10 protein-coding genes are annotated in these 16,646 nt (G+C 62.9%); 7 read left to right on the top strand and 3 right to left on the bottom strand.

What is annotated here, in order from left to right; all coding sequences use genetic code 11:
- The first annotated feature begins 155 nt into the window (after window positions 1–155).
- Window positions 156–2,306 carry an FAD-dependent oxidoreductase gene (locus IPF49_19975; protein MBK6289868.1) on the top strand — a complete coding sequence of 717 codons (2,151 nt, stop codon included), beginning with the start codon at window positions 156–158 and terminating at the stop codon, window positions 2,304–2,306.
- 190 nt (window positions 2,307–2,496) lie between these two features.
- On the top strand, window positions 2,497–4,764 hold the full coding sequence (locus IPF49_19970; GenBank protein MBK6289867.1) for a TonB-dependent receptor: 2,268 nt from the start codon (window positions 2,497–2,499) through the stop codon (window positions 4,762–4,764).
- 85 nt (window positions 4,765–4,849) lie between these two features.
- Here the strand turns inward: IPF49_19970 and IPF49_19965 are convergent, their stop codons facing one another.
- Window positions 4,850–5,872, bottom strand: a complete 1,023-nt coding sequence (locus IPF49_19965; protein ID MBK6289866.1) for an AraC family transcriptional regulator — start codon at window positions 5,870–5,872, stop codon at window positions 4,850–4,852.
- 265 nt (window positions 5,873–6,137) lie between these two features.
- Between IPF49_19965 and IPF49_19960 the strand changes: the two genes are divergently transcribed.
- From IPF49_19960 to IPF49_19940, 5 genes are all read left to right on the top strand, one after another.
- Window positions 6,138–7,829 carry a carboxypeptidase regulatory-like domain-containing protein gene (locus IPF49_19960; GenBank protein ID MBK6289865.1) on the top strand — a complete coding sequence of 564 codons (1,692 nt, stop codon included), beginning with the start codon at window positions 6,138–6,140 and terminating at the stop codon, window positions 7,827–7,829.
- Window positions 7,830–7,911: 82 nt separating this feature from the next.
- Window positions 7,912–9,810 (top strand): pyrroloquinoline quinone-dependent dehydrogenase, encoded by a 1,899-nt coding sequence (locus IPF49_19955; protein MBK6289864.1) that lies wholly within the window; start codon window positions 7,912–7,914, stop codon window positions 9,808–9,810.
- Window positions 9,807–11,279 carry an aldehyde dehydrogenase family protein gene (locus IPF49_19950; protein MBK6289863.1) on the top strand — a complete coding sequence of 491 codons (1,473 nt, stop codon included), beginning with the start codon at window positions 9,807–9,809 and terminating at the stop codon, window positions 11,277–11,279. The genes IPF49_19955 and IPF49_19950 overlap by 4 nt, the downstream gene beginning before the upstream one ends.
- A 73-nt stretch (window positions 11,280–11,352) precedes the next feature.
- Window positions 11,353–13,062 (top strand): acetolactate synthase catalytic subunit, encoded by a 1,710-nt coding sequence (locus IPF49_19945; GenBank protein MBK6289862.1) that lies wholly within the window; start codon window positions 11,353–11,355, stop codon window positions 13,060–13,062.
- Window positions 13,063–13,148: 86 nt separating this feature from the next.
- A complete protein-coding gene (locus IPF49_19940; protein ID MBK6289861.1) occupies window positions 13,149–14,273 on the top strand; it encodes a dienelactone hydrolase family protein in 1,125 nt (374 codons plus the stop codon).
- A gap of 150 nt (window positions 14,274–14,423) precedes the next feature.
- On the opposite strand, the gene IPF49_19935 is transcribed toward IPF49_19940, so the two are convergent.
- Together IPF49_19935 and IPF49_19930 are read right to left on the bottom strand one after the other, a co-directional pair.
- Window positions 14,424–15,443 (bottom strand): alcohol dehydrogenase catalytic domain-containing protein, encoded by a 1,020-nt coding sequence (locus IPF49_19935; GenBank protein ID MBK6289860.1) that lies wholly within the window; start codon window positions 15,441–15,443, stop codon window positions 14,424–14,426.
- Window positions 15,444–15,492: 49 nt separating this feature from the next.
- A complete protein-coding gene (locus tag IPF49_19930) occupies window positions 15,493–16,644 on the bottom strand; it encodes a sulfotransferase (protein ID MBK6289859.1) in 1,152 nt (383 codons plus the stop codon).
- Window positions 16,645–16,646: the final 2 nt, after the last annotated feature.

Genomic DNA, 16,646 nt, shown 5'->3' with positions numbered 1-16,646 from the left:
CCGCTGATATTGCGGACTGCAAGGCGGCAGATGATAGTGCGCTCCCCGATGGGTGTCCAAAGCGCCACCATTTGTGGCAAGGTGCAATATCGATGGCTGTTGATCGAGCGCCGAAAATGCGCTCCGGTGCAGGCATGGAACCCGGACATCCAATCATGAAGAAGCTTGCCCTGCTGCTGCTCCTGTTGACGGTTGCGATTGCTTTTTTCGCGCTTGACCTCGATCGCTTGCTGACGCTCGAGGGCATCAAGACGAGCCAGCAGCGTTTCGCGGCAATGCTGGCTGACTCGTGGGTGCTGGTTGCCGGCGCGTTCTTCCTGCTCTATGTGCTGGTGACGGCGGTATCGTTGCCGGGCGCAACGGTGATGACACTCGGTGCCGGCGCGCTGTTCGGACTTGGCTGGGGCATGCTGATCGTCTCCTTTGCGTCGAGTATCGGTGCAACATGCGCTTTCCTTGTTGCGCGCTACCTGCTGCGCGATACCGTGCAGCGGCGTTTCGGCGCGCGGTTGCAATCGGTCAACGACGGGGTTGCGCGCGAGGGCGCGTTCTACCTGTTCACGTTGCGCCTGGTGCCGCTGTTCCCGTTTTTCCTGGTGAACCTGTTGCTGGGGCTGACACCGATGCGTGCGCTCACCTATTACTGGGTAAGCCAGCTCGGCATGCTGCCGGGCACCCTGGTCTATGTGAATGCGGGCACCCAGCTCGCGCGTATCGAGGGGCTTTCCGGCATCGTGTCGCCGGGACTCATCGCCTCCTTTGCGCTGCTCGGCGTGTTTCCGCTGCTCGCGCGGCGGGCACTTGCGCAACTGCGGAAGCGACGCGTGTACGCGCGCTGGACCCGTCCGCGGCGCTTCGATCGCAACCTGATCGTGATCGGTGCCGGTGCCGCCGGCCTGGTCAGCGCGTATGTCGCGGCCGTGGTCAAGGCGCGGGTGACCCTGGTCGAGGCGCACCGCATGGGCGGGGACTGTCTCAATTACGGTTGCGTGCCGAGCAAGGCGCTGATCCGCAGTGCAAAGCTGGCCGCGCAGATGCGCCATGCGGACCGCTATGGATTGCAGGCAAGCACGTCGGTGGTGAATTTCCGTGCGGTGATGGCGCGCGTACACCGGGTCATTGCCGATATCGAGCCCCACGACAGCATCGAGCGTTACACCGGACTCGGGGTCGAAGTGTTGCAGGGGCATGCTCGACTGCTCGATCCGTGGACGGTCGAAATCACCCGCCATGATGGCACCAAACAGCAGCTCACCACGCGCTCGGTGGTGATCGCGGCCGGTGCCAGTCCGTCGGTGCCGCCGTTGCCGGGCATCGAGAATTCGGGCTATCTCACCAGTGACACGCTGTGGGATGTGCTTGCCGGGCAGGACGCGCCACCACAACGGCTGGTAGTGCTCGGCGGCGGTCCGATCGGCTGCGAACTGGCCCAGGCCTTTGCCCGGCTCGGCTCGCAGGTGACGCAGATCGAGATGCTGCCGCGCATCCTGATGCGCGAGGATACCGATGTCGCCGAACCCACGCGCCGGGCGCTGGAGCGTGACGGTGTCACGGTGCTTTGCGAGCACCGGGCTGTGCGTTTTGAGCGGCAGGCCGCAGCCGGATTCATCGTGGTCGAGCACCAGGGCGTGGAGCAGCAGATCGGCTTCGATACCCTGATCTGCGCGGTGGGGCGCAGTGCCCGGCTCCGTGGCTACGGTCTCGAGGAGCTCGGTATCCCGGTCGAGCGCACGGTGCTCTGCAATGAATACCTCGAAACCCTGTATCCGAACATCTACGCGGCGGGCGACGTGGCCGGACCTTACCAGTTCACGCATGTCGCGGCGCACCAGGCATGGTACGCATCCGTCAATGCGCTGTTTGGAGGGCTGTGGAAGTTCAAGGCGGATTACTCGGTGATCCCGTGGGTCACGTTCTGCGATCCCGAGGTGGCGCGGGTCGGGTTGAACGAGCAGGAGGCGAGGGAAAAGGGTGTCGCGTTCGAGTTGGTGCGCTATCGCATCGACGAGCTCGATCGCGCGATTGCCGACAGCAGCGCCGAAGGTTTTGTGAAAGTGCTCACCGTGCCGGGCAAGGATCGCATTCTTGGCGTGACCATAGTCGGCGCGCAGGCCGGTGAGCTGCTGGCGGAATTCGTGCTGGCAATGAAGCACGGCCTGGGATTGAACAGGATTCTCGGCACGATCCATGCCTATCCCACGCTCGCCGAAGCCAACAAGTACGCCGCCGGCGAGTGGAAGCGGGCCCACGCCCCGGCGCGCTTGCTGCGCTGGGTGGAGCGCTATCACGCCTGGCGGCGGGGGTGATTGTCACGAGTTTCTCGATCGATAACACGGCAAACCATGAATGGAAGCTGGCCCGGCCCATGCGGCCGGGAACGGGCTGTCCGGATTTGTGAGTGGAACTGACCGGATTGGACAGTGCTACCCGAAGGGGTGGTGCTAGGCTGTCAGCGGCAGAAAAGGCAACAAAATCACGCTGACAAGGGTGGATGACATGACCAGGTTCGACAAGAAAGCGATGGCGTTGGGTGTGGCAATGGCGGCAGCCAGTTTCCCGCTGCTGGCCCAGCAGGAAAAGGGCATGATGCAGCTCGAGGAAATGGTCGTCACTGCGCAGAAGCGCGAGCAAAACCTGCAGGATGTGCCGGTCTCGGTTGCGGTGGTGACCGGGAAGGAACTCATCAGCACCAATACGCTGGACTTCGAGGGGATGGCGGACCGGATACCCAGCCTCGGCATCACCAACGTTGCCAACATCACCGCGATTTCCATCCGCGGTATCGGTACGACCGACAACGGTGGTTTCGAGCAGTCGGTGGGTTTGTTCATCGACGGGATTCACCAGCCCAAGGATCGCCTGTATCGCGCCACTTCGTTTCTGGATGTGGCCAATGTGCAGGTCCTGAGAGGCCCGCAGGGCACCCTGTTCGGCAAGAACACCACCGGCGGCGCGCTGATGCTGACCTCGAACCGGCCCACCAGCGAGTTCGAAGCCGGCGTGACAGGATCCTATATTTTCGATGACGGCGAAGGTGGTCACAATGGCGGTTACACCACCGAGGGATTTGTCTCGGGCGGTCTGGGCGATACCTTTTCGGCCCGCTTGGCGTTGCGCCAGGTCGAGGATCACGGTTATTTCACCAATGTACTGAATACCGGTTCCGAGGATGTCGATGACAAGGAGCAGCAGGCAGGCCGGTTGAGCCTGATGTGGCAGCCGAGCGATACGCTGTCGGCGCTGCTGAAGTTCGAGAAAGGTCGCAGCAGGATCGACGGCGAGCCGAACAGAACCGTGAACTACCGCACCGCGTTTTCACCGGGCCTCGGCGGGCTCACCCCCCAGGCGCTGGTAGCGATAGCGGGAGCGTCACCGGTGGTGGAAGGCAAGTATCTGCAGAGCTGGAACACAGGCAAGGACGACACCGATACCAATGCCGCGACACTCACGGTGGAATGGGATGTCAGCGATTTCACCCTGATGTCGATTTCCGGTTACACCGATTTCGACTACGACCAGCACCGCGATGCCGACTGGACCGCGGCCGATCTGCTCAGCCAGGACGATACCCAGGACTTCGAGGCATACAGCCAGGAGTTCCGCCTGGTGTCCCCGCTGGGGGAGAAGGTGGAGTATGTGGCCGGCATCTATTACCAGTCCTCGAGCGACCATTCCATCGAGCAGAGAAATTACAACGTTTCGCTGATCGGGCTTCCCCCGGCCGTGAGCAGCCGTGCATTCAGCAGCGACAACGAATCGGTGTCGGTCTATGCGAATTTCGATTTCCACCTGGCTGACGCCTGGACCCTGTCGCTCGGCGGCAACTACAGCGACGAGAGCAAGGACGCGGAGCGAATGCTGACCATTGCCGGCAATGCCACGGTTGCGGCAATAGTTGCCGGTGACTACGCGCATGATATGAGCGGCGATCGCAGCGTCGACAAATTCAACAGCTCGGCCAAGTTGCAGTACGATCTGAGCGATGACTTCATGCTCTACACCAGCGTCTCGCAGAGCTTCAAGTCCGGTGGCTTCGACGAACAGGGCGTCAACGGCGACGAGCCCGGCGAATACCCGGCCAATGCGGGACCGGCGCAGTTCGAGTTCGATGACGAGGAAGTGGTCTCCGCGGAAATCGGCGGCAAGGGAATGTTTCTCGATGGCCGTCTGATGGCAAACTGGGCCGCATTCTACGTCGAGGTCACCGATCGCCAGTTCAGCCGCTTTGTTCCGCTCACCGGCTTCATCGTCGGCAACTCGGGCGAGACCTCGTACCAGGGGATGGAATTCGAGAGCCAGTTCCTGATCACCGAAAACCTGCAGTGGGATCTTTCGCTGGCGTACCTGACGGGCGACATCGACGAACCGATCGTGGCTGGTACCCTGCAACTCGAAACCAAGGGCCCGATCGACAGCATCCCCCAGTGGGGCGCCACCAATCATGTAGGCTACCAGTATCCCGTGGGGGATCTGAGGATCACGGCCGACATGTACAACATCTTCGAGGACAATCTTGACTATACCGGAATTGCATTGAGTCGCGACTCCAGCCTGCGCACCAACCTGCGCCTCGGCCTGGGGGACCAGGCCGGCGTATGGGAAGCCGCGTTGCTGGTCGACAACGTAACCGATGAAGAGGTATTCATCGCGGCCCAGGTCAATGCCGTGTTCACCGATTCCGCTGCCGGTCCGATGACCGCGGGTGAGGCTTGGATGAGACCGCCGCGCACCTACACCCTGCAATTCAGATACAACTGGGATTGACCGGCTGGCGCTTCATCGGCAACAGGTACGGTCCTGCAGTTCGTTTTGCAAGGCGCGCTTCAGGACCATTGTTTTGCGGGCGTGATTACTGCGTGAGCTGGGCCCGATAGGCACCGATGGTCTCTCCGGTCCATTGCTTGAAGCTGCGATGGAAAGATCGGGTCTCGCTGAAGCCGAGCTTTTCCGCGATATCGTCCAGCGACAGCGTTTTGTTCTTGATGTAGTGCAGCGCCAGTTCGTGGCGCACCTCGTTGAATGCGCTCTTGTAGGACGAGCCTTCGGACAGCAGATGACGCTGCAGGGTGCGGCTGCCCATGTGCAGTTTTTCGGCGACGCACTCCCGTGAAGGTACCGTTTCCTCCAGCATTTTCCTTATCTGCTCCTTGACCTCGTAGGTGAACGGCGGCGTGGTGCGGATATCGCGCAGCCGTGATTCCGCATGCGCGACGAGAATGTCCCGCAGCATGGTGTCGGCCTGGGGAATCCGCATGTCGCGGGCCATTTGCCGGTCGAAGGCAACCGAGTAGTGTTGCTGATCGAAATGCAGCGGGCAGTCAAACGACTCTTCGTAGAGCTGCATCAGCTGCGGGTCCGTCGGGGCCGGGTGGCGGAAGCTTGCGTAGGCGATCCCGTCCTGCAGGCCGAGAATGCTGCGGGCAAAACGGACATAGCTCGCCAGCAGGTGGTCGGCGATATTGCGATTGACGGTATTGAGCGGGTCGGGAAGGAGCCACTGGCTGATGATGTGCGTCTGGTTTTCTGAGACATAGAGCACGCGCTGGTCGGAAATGATGCCGTAATACTTCGTGGTCAGTTCCACGGCTTCCAGCGGGCAGCTGCAGTTGACCGAGATATAACCGTTGATGTCGTAACTGCCGATTTCGATGTACCTGGCCGATTGCAACCCGAACGACGAGTCGCGGGAGAGTTCGACCAGGCGCCCGATCAGGCTGCTGCAAACGGACATCGGGATACGCGTCTGCTTCTGGTTGATGGCCTCGAGTGTCAGTCCGAGTTCAGACAGCGGTGCCTGCGGATCGATACCGGAATCCTTTGCCAGTTTCAGATATGGGATCATTGCGCCTGATGCCACACGGGGCTGATTCATATGCGCTCTCTCCGGCGTGCCTGCACCGCACTTGCTTTCGGTGTCCGGAATAGTGAGCTTCCCAGACCATTCCCGACGCTGTTATTACCCATGAAAATTTTATTATAGGTACGGTAAATTCTTGAATCCATTGCAGTCGCCGCCGAGTCTAGCAGCATCCTGACGGCGAGTTAAAGAGCCCGGTCATCGAACCCGGCAGGCGTGCGCGCGTTTGGTTTCCGGGAATTGTTCCGTTTTCTGACTTCAACCGGCCGATGAGTGATGCATGAAGCAAGACATTCGATACCTGGTACGGCGATGGATTGTGCTGCTGGCGGGCCTGACGGGATTTGCCGGCGAGGGCTGGAGTGAGGGCCTGTCCGGTGTCGTCGCCGACGCCCAGGGCAATCGCCTGGAAGGCGTGATGGTTTCGCTGGTTGATCGTTCCGAACGGCGCTTCACGACCCGTTTCAGCGACGAGAACGGGGTGTTCCGGTTTGAACGGCTGGCCGCGGATGAGGCGGCTGTGCGCGTGCGTCTGCCCGGTTTTGCCGATCGGCTGCTGCCACTCGATGCGACATCGCCGACGCTCGATGTCGTGCTGCAGCCAGCATCGCAGGAGCAGTTGCTGCAACAGCTGCCTGCCCATGTATGGGCCGAGCGGGTCGGGAAGACCAACGACAGGGTGCGGCGTGAATTCCGCATCCAATGCATGATGTGCCATCAGCAGGGGTATCCGCATGCGCGCTGGCCGAAAAACCGGGAACAATGGTACTCCGTATACGAGCGCATGGCGCACAAGAGCGCATTGCTGACCAGGGAAACACGGGAGACGATGGCGGATGCCCTGCTGAAGGCCTATGACACCGGTGGCGGACTCGGCATGCCGCGAATTCCCGCGGCGCCAAGCGGCAAGGCGACCGAAGTGGAGATCAGCGAATGGCGTCTCGACAGTCCCACGGCCAGCATGCACGATGTTGCGGTCGGCCCCGACGGCAAGATCTACGGTGTCGACACGGTGGGGAGCAATATCTGGCGACTCGATCCGCAAACCAGCCAGATCGAAACGCTCGATCATCTGTACCCCGGGAACCGCGGTGACTCGCCGCTGCTGCTGCATACCGTATTCCAGGCACCTGATGGAAAAATGTGGTTCACCTACGCGCTTGGCAACCTGATCGCCAGTCTTGATGTCCGCACCGGCACCATGAAGGTCCACGAGATATCCTATTTCGACGGTATTTACCCCCATACCATGCGCTTCGACCAGGACGGGCAGATCTGGTTTACCGTGGCGCTCACCAACCAGCTGGGCACCATCGATCCAGACACCGACGAAGTGGTGCTCTACGACATGCCCACCCGGAATGTCTGGCAATCCCTGGCGACCTGGCCGCCGGTCACCGGGCTGTTGTTCTGGGCGCAGCAGAAATTCGATATCGTCAAGAGTTACTACGACGAGTTGCTGCCGGTTGCCTACGGCATCGATGTGACTCCGGACGGCAAGATCTGGTTCAGCCAGTTCAACAACCGCCGCATCGGCTCGTTCGACAAGAAGACCGGGACATTTGAAATGGTGGACACGCCCTTTGGCGGACCGCGCCGGTTCCGCAGCGACTCCCGTGGCGTGCTGTGGATTCCGGCATTCACCGACGGCCTGGTCTATCGCTACAACCCGGCCGCAAAGCAGTTCACCCCCTATGACATGCCTACCGGTCCCGGCGATTCCACGTATGCACTGGCGGTCGATCCCAGGGACGACACCATCTGGGCCTGCGGCTCCAACTCGGACACCATGATGCATCTGTTACCCGCAACCGGGGAAGTCGTTACCTACCAGCTTCCCACGCATGTGACGTTCTGCCGCGAGATTTCATTTGCCGCCGATGGCAGCGTGTGGACCAGTTATTCGAATTATCCTTCGGCGTCGATCGAGGGCGGCAGTTCGGCATTCGTGCGAATCAAGCCGCTCGACTGAGCGGCGCGGGAATGTATTCAGCTCCGGAGTGGAGGTTGTCGTGAACAGAACATTGGCAGGAGCGTTGCTGGCGACCGCGGCCATGGTGATAACTTCCGTCGCGCAAGCCTGGGAGTTTCCCGGGGGCGATGCGGGTGGTCAGCGTTACGCGGATCTGCGCCAGATCGACAGGGCCAATGTGCATCGACTGGAGCAGGCCTGGGAATATCACTTTGCCGAGCCTGAAGCAGACGGAGCAACAAGCAGCTTGCAGATGACGCCGCTGTACCTGCCGGTGCGTGCCGGCGGACACCTGGTCAGCTGCAGTCCGTTCGGGCGAATCGTGGCCCTGGATCCCGCGACCGGCGAGGAGCGCTGGCGTCATGACTCGGGGCTGGATGAAGCCGGGGTCAGGAACCACTTCAAGTGCCGCGGCATCACCTGGTGGGAAGATCCCGCCAAGAAGCCGGGCGAACAGTGCAAACAGCGCCTGTTCATGGCGGTCATCGATCGTCGCATCGTGGCGATCGATGCCATCGACGGCCAGCCCTGCAAGGAGTTCGGCGACGATGGCGAGGTGAAGCTCTACCACAGCGACGGACTGGCCGGGCGTATCCCGACCGTGTTTTCCACCTCGCCTCCGGTCGTGGTCAATGGCAACCTGGTGGTCGGATCCCAGGTCGAGGACTTCAACCAGGCGCATATGCCCGCCGGAGTGGTCAAGGCAATCGATGCGCGCAGCGGAGCATTCCGCTGGTCCTTCAACCCGATTCCGGAGCAGGAGCAGGCCAGTGAAAGCTGGCCCGCCAATCCGCGCTCGGCCAGTGGCGCCGCCAATGTCTGGGCACCGATATCCGTCGATGCCGGGCGCAACATGGTGTTCGTCCCCACCAGTTCGCCGTCGCCGGATTATTACGGAGTCTATCGTCCCGGCGACAACCGTTACGCCAATTCCCTGGTGGCGTTGAACGGAGCCACTGGTGAGGTGATCTGGCATTTCCAGTTCGTGCACCACGACCTGTGGGATTACGACACGCCTTCGCAGCCGATCCTGACCGAGGTGGAACGCGATGGCAGGTTGATTCCGGCGGTTGTGCAGACCACCAAGCAGGGATTGGTCTTCATGTTCAACCGCGAGACCGGCGAGCCCCTGTTCGGGATCGAGGAGCGACCGGTGGCTAAATCGCTGATCGAGGGGGAGCGGGCATCTCCGACCCAGCCTTTTCCGCTGAAACCGCTGCCCCTGGCCAATCATGAGCTCCGCGCGGAGGACGCCTGGGGCTTCACGTTCTGGGACCGCGGGAAATGCGCGGAGCAATTCGGGAAGCTTCGCAACGAGGGAATCTATACGCCTTTCGGCCTGGAGCCGACGCTGTACAACCCGAGCGCGCTGGGCGGCATGAACTGGGGGGGCGCATCGGTGTCGATCGATGAGCAGCTGCTGATCGTCAACCTGAGCAATGCCGCGATGTTCGGTCAACTGGTACCGATTGAGATGGCCAATTCGCGCGGGCACTGGAACCCGGCGCTGACCCAGGTGAATGCGATGAAGGGAACGCCGTACGCAATCGTGATGGGCGTGATCGCTTCTCCGCTCGGAGTTCCGTGTTCGCCGCCACCCTGGGGCAAGCTCGCCGCGATCGATCTGAGGACCGGGGATATCCGCTGGCAGGTGCCGCTCGGTTCCGTTCACGAGATGGGGCCGATCGCGTTGCCGTTCGAGATCGAGCTGGGTACACCCAACCTCGGTGGCCCGCTGTTGACCGGGAGCGGACTGATCTTCATCGGCGCCACCACGGATCGTCGCTTCCGTGCCTTCGACAGCCGGAGCGGGGAAAAACTCTGGACCGCCAGGCTGCCCAACGACGGCTCCGCATCGCCGATGACCTACACCCACAAGGGTCGTCAATACGTCGTGATCGCCGCCGGTGGGCAGGTGGCGTTCGGCAGGCCTCTCGGAGACGCGCTGGTGGCCTTTGCCTTGCCGGAACAACAGCAATGAGCGGCCGGACGGCCGCCGGAGAGATCACCATGGCTACAGCCGATGACCAGGTCGCCATCGAGCGGCTGCACGACACCTTCAAGCTGCAGCAAAAGGCCTTTCACGGGGACCCGGATCCTTCCACGGCATCGCGCGTGGATCTGCTCAAGGCCATCCCGCCGATGATGATGAAAAACGCCAAGCGGATTGCCGAGGCGCTTGCCAGTGATTTCGGGCACCACCCCGAACTGACCGCCTACATGTTCGATGTGCTCAACGTGGCAAGCCGCGCCGAGTATGTCGCGAACAATGTCGCCCGCTGGGTGCTGCCGCAACCGCGCGAGCTCGAACCGCATCTCTATGGCCGCTCGCGTGCCTGGATCGAATACCAGCCCAAGGGCGTGATCGGCAACCTGTCGGCGTGGAATTTCCCGGTCGATCTCTCGATCGGCCCGCTGACCGAAATGCTGGCGGCGGGCAATCGGGTGATCATCAAGCCCTCGGAGCAGGTGCCGGCAACGGCCGAGCTCATGGCGCAGATGATTGCCGCGACCTTCGATCGCGACCAGGTGTCGGTGGCCACCGGAGGTCTAGATCTCGCGCGCGCTTTCAGCACCCTGAAATGGGACCATCTGCTCTACACCGGCAATGCGAGGATCGGTCGCGAGGTCATGCTGAAAGCGGCGCGGAACCTGGTGCCGGTTACCCTCGAGCTGGGCGGCAAGAGTCCGACCGTATTCACCGAGGAAGCGCTGAGCGCGGACAACGTGCGCAGCCTGCTCGGTTCCAATCTGACCAAGGGTGGCCAGCTGTGCATCTGTGTCGATCATGTATTCGTGCCCGAGGCGCTGGTGGATCGATTCGTGGCGATGGTTCGCGAGACCATCGAGGCGCTGATGGGTGATTTCACCACCAGCGAGCTTGGCGTGGCGATCATCAACCGCAAACAGTTTGACCGGGTGCAGAGCTATGTCGATGACGCCAGGGCGCGCAATCGTGCCAGCGTCATCGAGATCGGCTCGGCAACCACCGGCGAACCTCCGTTTCGCATGCCCCTGACGCTGGTGCTCGACCCGGAGCTGGACAGCCTGGTCTGTACCGAGGAGATCTTCGGGCCCGTGCTGCCGATCATCGGCTATCGCGATTTCGACGAGGTGATCGAGCGCATCCGGGCGGGTGACAAGCCGCTGGGTGTCTACATATTTTCGGAAAACGCGCAGCTGATCGAGAAATTGCGGCGCAATACCCGGTCCGGTGGCTTTACGGTCAATGCTCCCTCGCTGCACGGAGCGCAGGAATCGCTGGCCTTCGGTGGCGTGGGCGAGAGCGGCATGGGCCGCCATCACGGCTTCGAGGGCTTTTGCCAGTTTTCCAACCCGCGCGCGGTATTCGAGCTGGGTGCCGGGGCGCAGATCAAGACGCTGTACTCGCCGCACGGCGAGGAGACGCGGCAGTTCGTCAAGACCGTCAGCGGAGGATTGCTGGGTTGAAACATGGTTCGCGTGGTTTTTCATGAATGGCAGGCCGGGCCAAGCTACCCCGGCAATCAGCACGGAGATCGTTATGAGTGACAAGCCGGTTCTGCTGCGTCCACCGCAGCGATTTGCCAACGCGCTGAAGCGCCACGGCGTCGAATACCTGTTTGGCCAGAGCAATCCGCCGGCCATAACCCTGGCGGCCGATGATGCGGGCATAAAGCAGATCGGCTATCGACAGGAAAACTCCGGCACCTACATGGCCGATGGCTACGCCCGCGTGACCGGCAAGGTGGCGGTCGTGACGGCGCAGAATGGCCCGGCGGCGACCCTGCTGGTCGCGGGACTGGCCGAGTGCCTGTCGGCCTCCATTCCGCTCGTTGCGCTGGTACAGGATGTCGGCCCCAACAGCCAGGATCGCAATGCCTTCCAGGAGCTGGACCAGCTCGAGTTGTTCAAGGGCGTAGCCAAGTGGATCAAACGGGTGAGTTCGGCCGAGCGGATCGAGGACTATGTCGATATGGCGTTTACCGCGGCGGCGAGCGGGCGTCCGGGCCCCGCGGTGCTGCTGGTGTCGACCGAACTGCTCGCCGAAAGGGAAGAAAAGCCGGTATCGCCACGCGTGGCTTGCCTGGGCCACTACCCGCTCGACCGCACCCAGGCCGATCCCGGGCAGATCGCCGAGGCAGCCCGCCTGCTGGCCAATGCCAGGGCGCCGATCGTCTATGCCGGGGGCGGCGTGATCGGCTCCGGTGCGCAACAGGAATTGCGCAGGCTGCAGGAACTGGCTCACCTGCCGGTCGCGACCAGCACCATGGGCAAGGGCGGCGTGGACGAGACACACCCGCTGTCGCTGGGCATCATCGGTTATTACATGGGCACCCGGGGCATGGCCAAATTCGTGAAACCGATGGTGAGCGACGCGGACGTCATCCTGCTGATCGGCAATCGCACCAACCAGAACGGCACCGATTCCTGGACGCTGCTGCCCGCGCAGGCACGCTACATCCATATCGATATCGACCCCGGCGAAATCGGCCGCAATTACGAATCACTGCGTTTGAACGGTGACGCGAAGCTGACCCTGCAGGCATTGAATGCCGCGCTGGCGGACCTGGACCTGTCGCGGCGCGTGGCGGCACGGGCGCTGATCGAGAGCACCATCGCGACCGCCAGGCTCGATCATCGGCGGGAAATTGCCGGGGTCACGCAATCGGATGCCTCACCCATTCGTCCCGAGCGTTTCATGGCCGAGCTCGAGGCGCAATTGGCGGATGACCATATCGTGGTTGCCGATGCGAGCTTCTCGTCCATCTGGGTGGCCAACTACCTGTGCGCAAGATCCGCCCGGCGCTTCATCACGCCGCGCGGCCAGGCAGGCCTCGGCTGGGGGCTTCCATTGGCGATGGGCGCCAGGATCGGGCGTCCCGGGCGCCCGGTTTTCTGCGTGGTGGGGGACGGGGGTTTTGGCCATGTCTGGTCGGAGCTGGAAACCACGGTCCGCCATGGAATCAAGGTCGTGGTGGCGGTGATGAACAATGCCGTTCTCGGCTACCAGAAGCATGCCGAGGATGCAGGGTTGGGACGTCATACCAACGTCTGCGATTTCAGGCCGGTCGATCATGCGGCCATTGCCGAGGCCTGCGGGCTGAAGGGCATACGCGTGCATCGCGCCCGGGATATTGCCGCAGCGATAGCGCAGGCACTGGCAGCGGATTCCTCCGTGGTGATCGATGTGTTGGCCGACCCGAACGCCATGCCTCCGGTCAAGGCGTTCGAGAAGCTTGCGGATTACTGAGTTGGCGGATCCGCCAGAAAATACCGGCTGTTCGCGAGGGCATGAAAGGGAGAAAATAGCGCTGTCCCGCCACGCTGGAAAATCCGATGAAGAAGTTTCTTGTCACTGCGCTCGGCATCGTCGTCCTGCTCATGCTGCTGCTGCAGTCGCGCACGGTGCAGGGTGTGCTGATCGGCTGGTACCTGCCGGAATTCCCGCATCCACCGGATACGGTGAGCGTGCTTTCCGACGCTGCCGGCGGCGAGATCCATTTCCCCAGCGCCTCGCCCTTCGATCTGGACGTGGTGCTGGACGGGATGAAGGGTGCCACGCCCACCACGGGTCTCGGATACCTCACGGTGCCCGAGGCGGCCAGTGCGCAGCACCCGGTGCCGGCGATGATCATCCTGCCCGGCAGCGGCGGCATTTCGCCGGGACGCGAGCGGGAATACGCCGAGCTGCTGATGCGCAACGGCATCGCGTCCTTCGTGCTCGAGTACTACCTGCCGCGTGGCATGACGCCGGATTTCCCTTACCTGGTGCGCACCTCGAACGTGACCGAGTTCGACATCGTCACCGATGCTTACGCGGCACTGAAACTGCTTTCGACCAGCACGCGCATCGATCCGCGACGCATCGGGCTGATGGGCTTTTCCTACGGCGGCATGGCGGCGCGCTTCGCCATCGACGAGCGTTTTCGCGAGGCGCTGGTGCCGGAGCTGCCGGGTTTCGCGCTGTATGCGGACTTCTACGGCCCCTGTTTCCAGAAGCTGGACACCACGCGTGCGCGAGCGGTGCCGTTGCTGACCCTGCGCGGCACCGACGATGCCTCCAACGATCTGGCTGCCTGCGCCGCACGTGAACGGGAGCTGGCGGCGCTGGGTGTCGTGGTACAGCCCCACGTGTTCCCCGGCGCCGGCCATGCCTGGGAAAACACGGCTCCGCGAATGCTCAGGGACAATCCCTATCTGCGTGGTTGCGAACTCGATTACGACGCCAAGGGCTTCGCTTACCTCGACGGCAAGCACATCACCGATATCCGGGCCGGGGCCAGTCGTTTCGAGCGCATCGCCGCGCGGATCACCAGCGGCGGAGCCTACGAGGACTGCCTGCAATACGGCTATATCGTGGGCCATGACGAGGAATCGACACGCCGGGGCTACGAGCTGCTGCTGGATTTCCTGGCGAGGAATTTCGCCACCGGTGACGCCGTGCCGCGCGCCGCGGGCTGAGGCCGGACACACGCGGCTTGCACCGCCCTTCGATGGCGGGCTGTGGCGATTGCCGCCTGCGCCCTGCTGCTGGTCACCGGGGATCCGTAAAAGTGTCGGGTCGAGCTTGGCGATGTTCCTGTCGCGCTGTGCCCTGTCAGATCCCCACGATCAGGCGCCCCAGGGCCTGACCATAACCTTGCAATCCGCGGTGGCCCCGCGCAGCTCTTCGAATCTGCGTGGCAGTTCATCGAGGCTGATGGTGGAAGTGATCATCGCCCGCGGGCGGTGATCGCCGGCGGCCATCACGTCTGTGGCGTACTGGAAGTCCTGCCTGTCATAGCACATCGAGAACAGCAGGCGTACTTCCTTCCACAGCGCAACAGCCGGGATGAAACTGTCGGGACCGGCGCAGAATCCCAGGGACACGACGGTTCCCATGGGTTTCACGTAGCCGATGGCTTCGCTGATCGCGCCGGGCTTGCCCACGGCCTCGAATACCACGTCGGGCTGCCCGCCGAGGGCTTCCTCGATGGCCGCCGCCGGGTCGCTCAGCTCGCGCCGGGCAATGAAATGGGTGGCACCCATTGCCAGCGCAATCGCGCTGCGACGCCCCGAGCTGGCCATCACCGCGACACGGCTCGCCCCGAGGCGCTGGGCCCAGAACGCAGCCGACAGGCCAATCGGTCCGGCGCCGGTCACCAGCACCCTCGAACCCACCGCCAACGCGGCCTTGCGCACCCCCTGCAGACCCACTGCCAGGGGTTCGATCAGGGCACCTTCTTCATCCGTCACCGGCGGCGGCAGGACCACGCAGTCACTGGCGCCTACCCGGGAAAACTCGCAGAAGCCGGCCACGACATCGATCTGCGCGGTGGGGCAGCGATGGGGCTGCCCGCGATGGCAGGCGGCACAATTGCCGCAGCCGATGAAGGGGATCGGTGCGACGCGTTCGCCGAGCCGGATATTCCGCACGCCCGCACCCAGGGCCACGACCTCACCGCAGAACTCGTGGCCGATGATGCTGTCCTCGGGCAGTTGCTGACCCTCGCCGGAGCTCATCTGCAGATCGCTGCCGCAAATACCGGCCAGGCTCACCCGGATCAGCACTTCTCCGGCTTGCGGCACCGGCTCCGGCCGATCCTCGATGACCAGGGGTTGGCCGGGGCCCTTGAATACGGCTGCTTTCATTTGCGCTTTCCTCCGGGCTGGATGGTCGATCGCGGTCGGTCGGCAATGCTCAAAGCTGGTGCTGTGCCATGTATCCGGCAAAGCGTTCATGGATGCCCGATGTACTGAGGCCGTACTGTTCCGCGCTGTACTCGTGACGGCCGTGCTTGTGCCGGGGGTTGGCGGCGAGCCACTGCTTCATCTGCTGTTCGGCCTGCGGACTCAGCTCGAGGCTGAAATGCCGAAAGATGGCATCGACCACGGCCATCGGCTGACGCTGGAAGTCGGCGAAACGGACATCGAAAAACCGTTCGGGCCGGCGCCTCCTGAGCTGCTCGGCACGCTCGGCGGACCAGGCCCAGAACTCGAGCTCGCGCGGGCCCACTTCGCGTGCGTCCACCTCGCGCCCATGGAAGAAGCAGCGCGCCGGCCAGATCACGCCGCACAGGGAGGGTATGCATGCGGCCGGGTCGCGATGCGTCTGGATGATGCAGGCATCGGGGAATACCGTCAGCAGGGCATCGAGGTGGGTGATATGGCCCGGGTTCTTCAGCAGCCAGCGCTGATCCGGTGAATCGGCACCGATCAGGCGCAGGTTGTCGGCATAGCGGCGGTAGCTGGGTGTTTCGTCGCGCCCCCACCACCAGCGGTCATAGGTCGGCAAGCCAATGCCGGTGGCCGGATAATGGCTGACAAAACTCTGGGCCAGCAGGTTCAGGCATTCATCCACTTCGTCGGCATTCACCTCGTGCGAGGCGCGCATGGCCGGCACGGCATCGAGAAATGCCTCCTGCTGGGCTACCGCGGCGAGAAACAGCGGGTTGTCTTCCCAGCTTGCCCGGGTCGGGCGTGGCATCGGGCTGCCGATCAGCCACTGTTCCAGGCCCTGGAACTGGGAATCCATCGACAGCAGCTTGTGCAGGGCGGTGGTGCCGGTTCGCGGGATGCCGGTCACCACCAGGGGCGCGCGCAATGGCTGGCGCAGACAGTCGGGGCGCTTCTTCCACCCTTCCTGGGAACGGGCGCGGCTGACCAGCAAACCCAGCAGCGGCCCGCTGAGCTGCGGCACATTGCCGGCATGGATCGGGCGGACATCAGTGCGGATCGACTCCACCAGGACTTCCAGTCCTTCTTCGTAATCCGAGCCGAAGTCATCCAGGCCGCAGGCCGCGGCAGCCTGCTCCAGCAATTGCTCGACCCCGGGAAAGGCGCTCGAACTCATGG

This window comes from Gammaproteobacteria bacterium, assembly GCA_016705365.1.
In the GTDB taxonomy this organism is placed as follows: Bacteria; Pseudomonadota; Gammaproteobacteria; order Pseudomonadales; family UBA5518; genus UBA5518.
Note: the sequence above shows the minus strand (reverse complement) of the source record. Positions and strands in the feature narration are given on the sequence as shown.

Bases quoted from the DNA above. Each gene is read 5' to 3' on its own strand.
- IPF49_19970 (MBK6289867.1), top strand. From the start codon at position 2,497: ATGACCAGGTTCGACAAGAAAGCGATGGCGTTGGGTGTGGCAATGGCG.
- IPF49_19930 (MBK6289859.1), bottom strand. From the start codon at position 16,644: ATGAGTTCGAGCGCCTTTCCCGGGGTCGAGCAATTGCTGGAGCAGGCT.
- IPF49_19945 (MBK6289862.1), top strand. From the start codon at position 11,353: ATGAGTGACAAGCCGGTTCTGCTGCGTCCACCGCAGCGATTTGCCAAC.
- IPF49_19935 (MBK6289860.1), bottom strand. From the start codon at position 15,443: ATGAAAGCAGCCGTATTCAAGGGCCCCGGCCAACCCCTGGTCATCGAG.
- IPF49_19940 (MBK6289861.1), top strand. From the start codon at position 13,149: ATGAAGAAGTTTCTTGTCACTGCGCTCGGCATCGTCGTCCTGCTCATG.
- IPF49_19955 (MBK6289864.1), top strand. From the start codon at position 7,912: ATGGTGATAACTTCCGTCGCGCAAGCCTGGGAGTTTCCCGGGGGCGAT.
- IPF49_19960 (MBK6289865.1), top strand. From the start codon at position 6,138: ATGAAGCAAGACATTCGATACCTGGTACGGCGATGGATTGTGCTGCTG.
- IPF49_19975 (MBK6289868.1), top strand. From the start codon at position 156: ATGAAGAAGCTTGCCCTGCTGCTGCTCCTGTTGACGGTTGCGATTGCT.
- IPF49_19950 (MBK6289863.1), top strand. From the start codon at position 9,807: ATGAGCGGCCGGACGGCCGCCGGAGAGATCACCATGGCTACAGCCGAT.
- IPF49_19965 (MBK6289866.1), bottom strand. From the start codon at position 5,872: ATGAATCAGCCCCGTGTGGCATCAGGCGCAATGATCCCATATCTGAAA.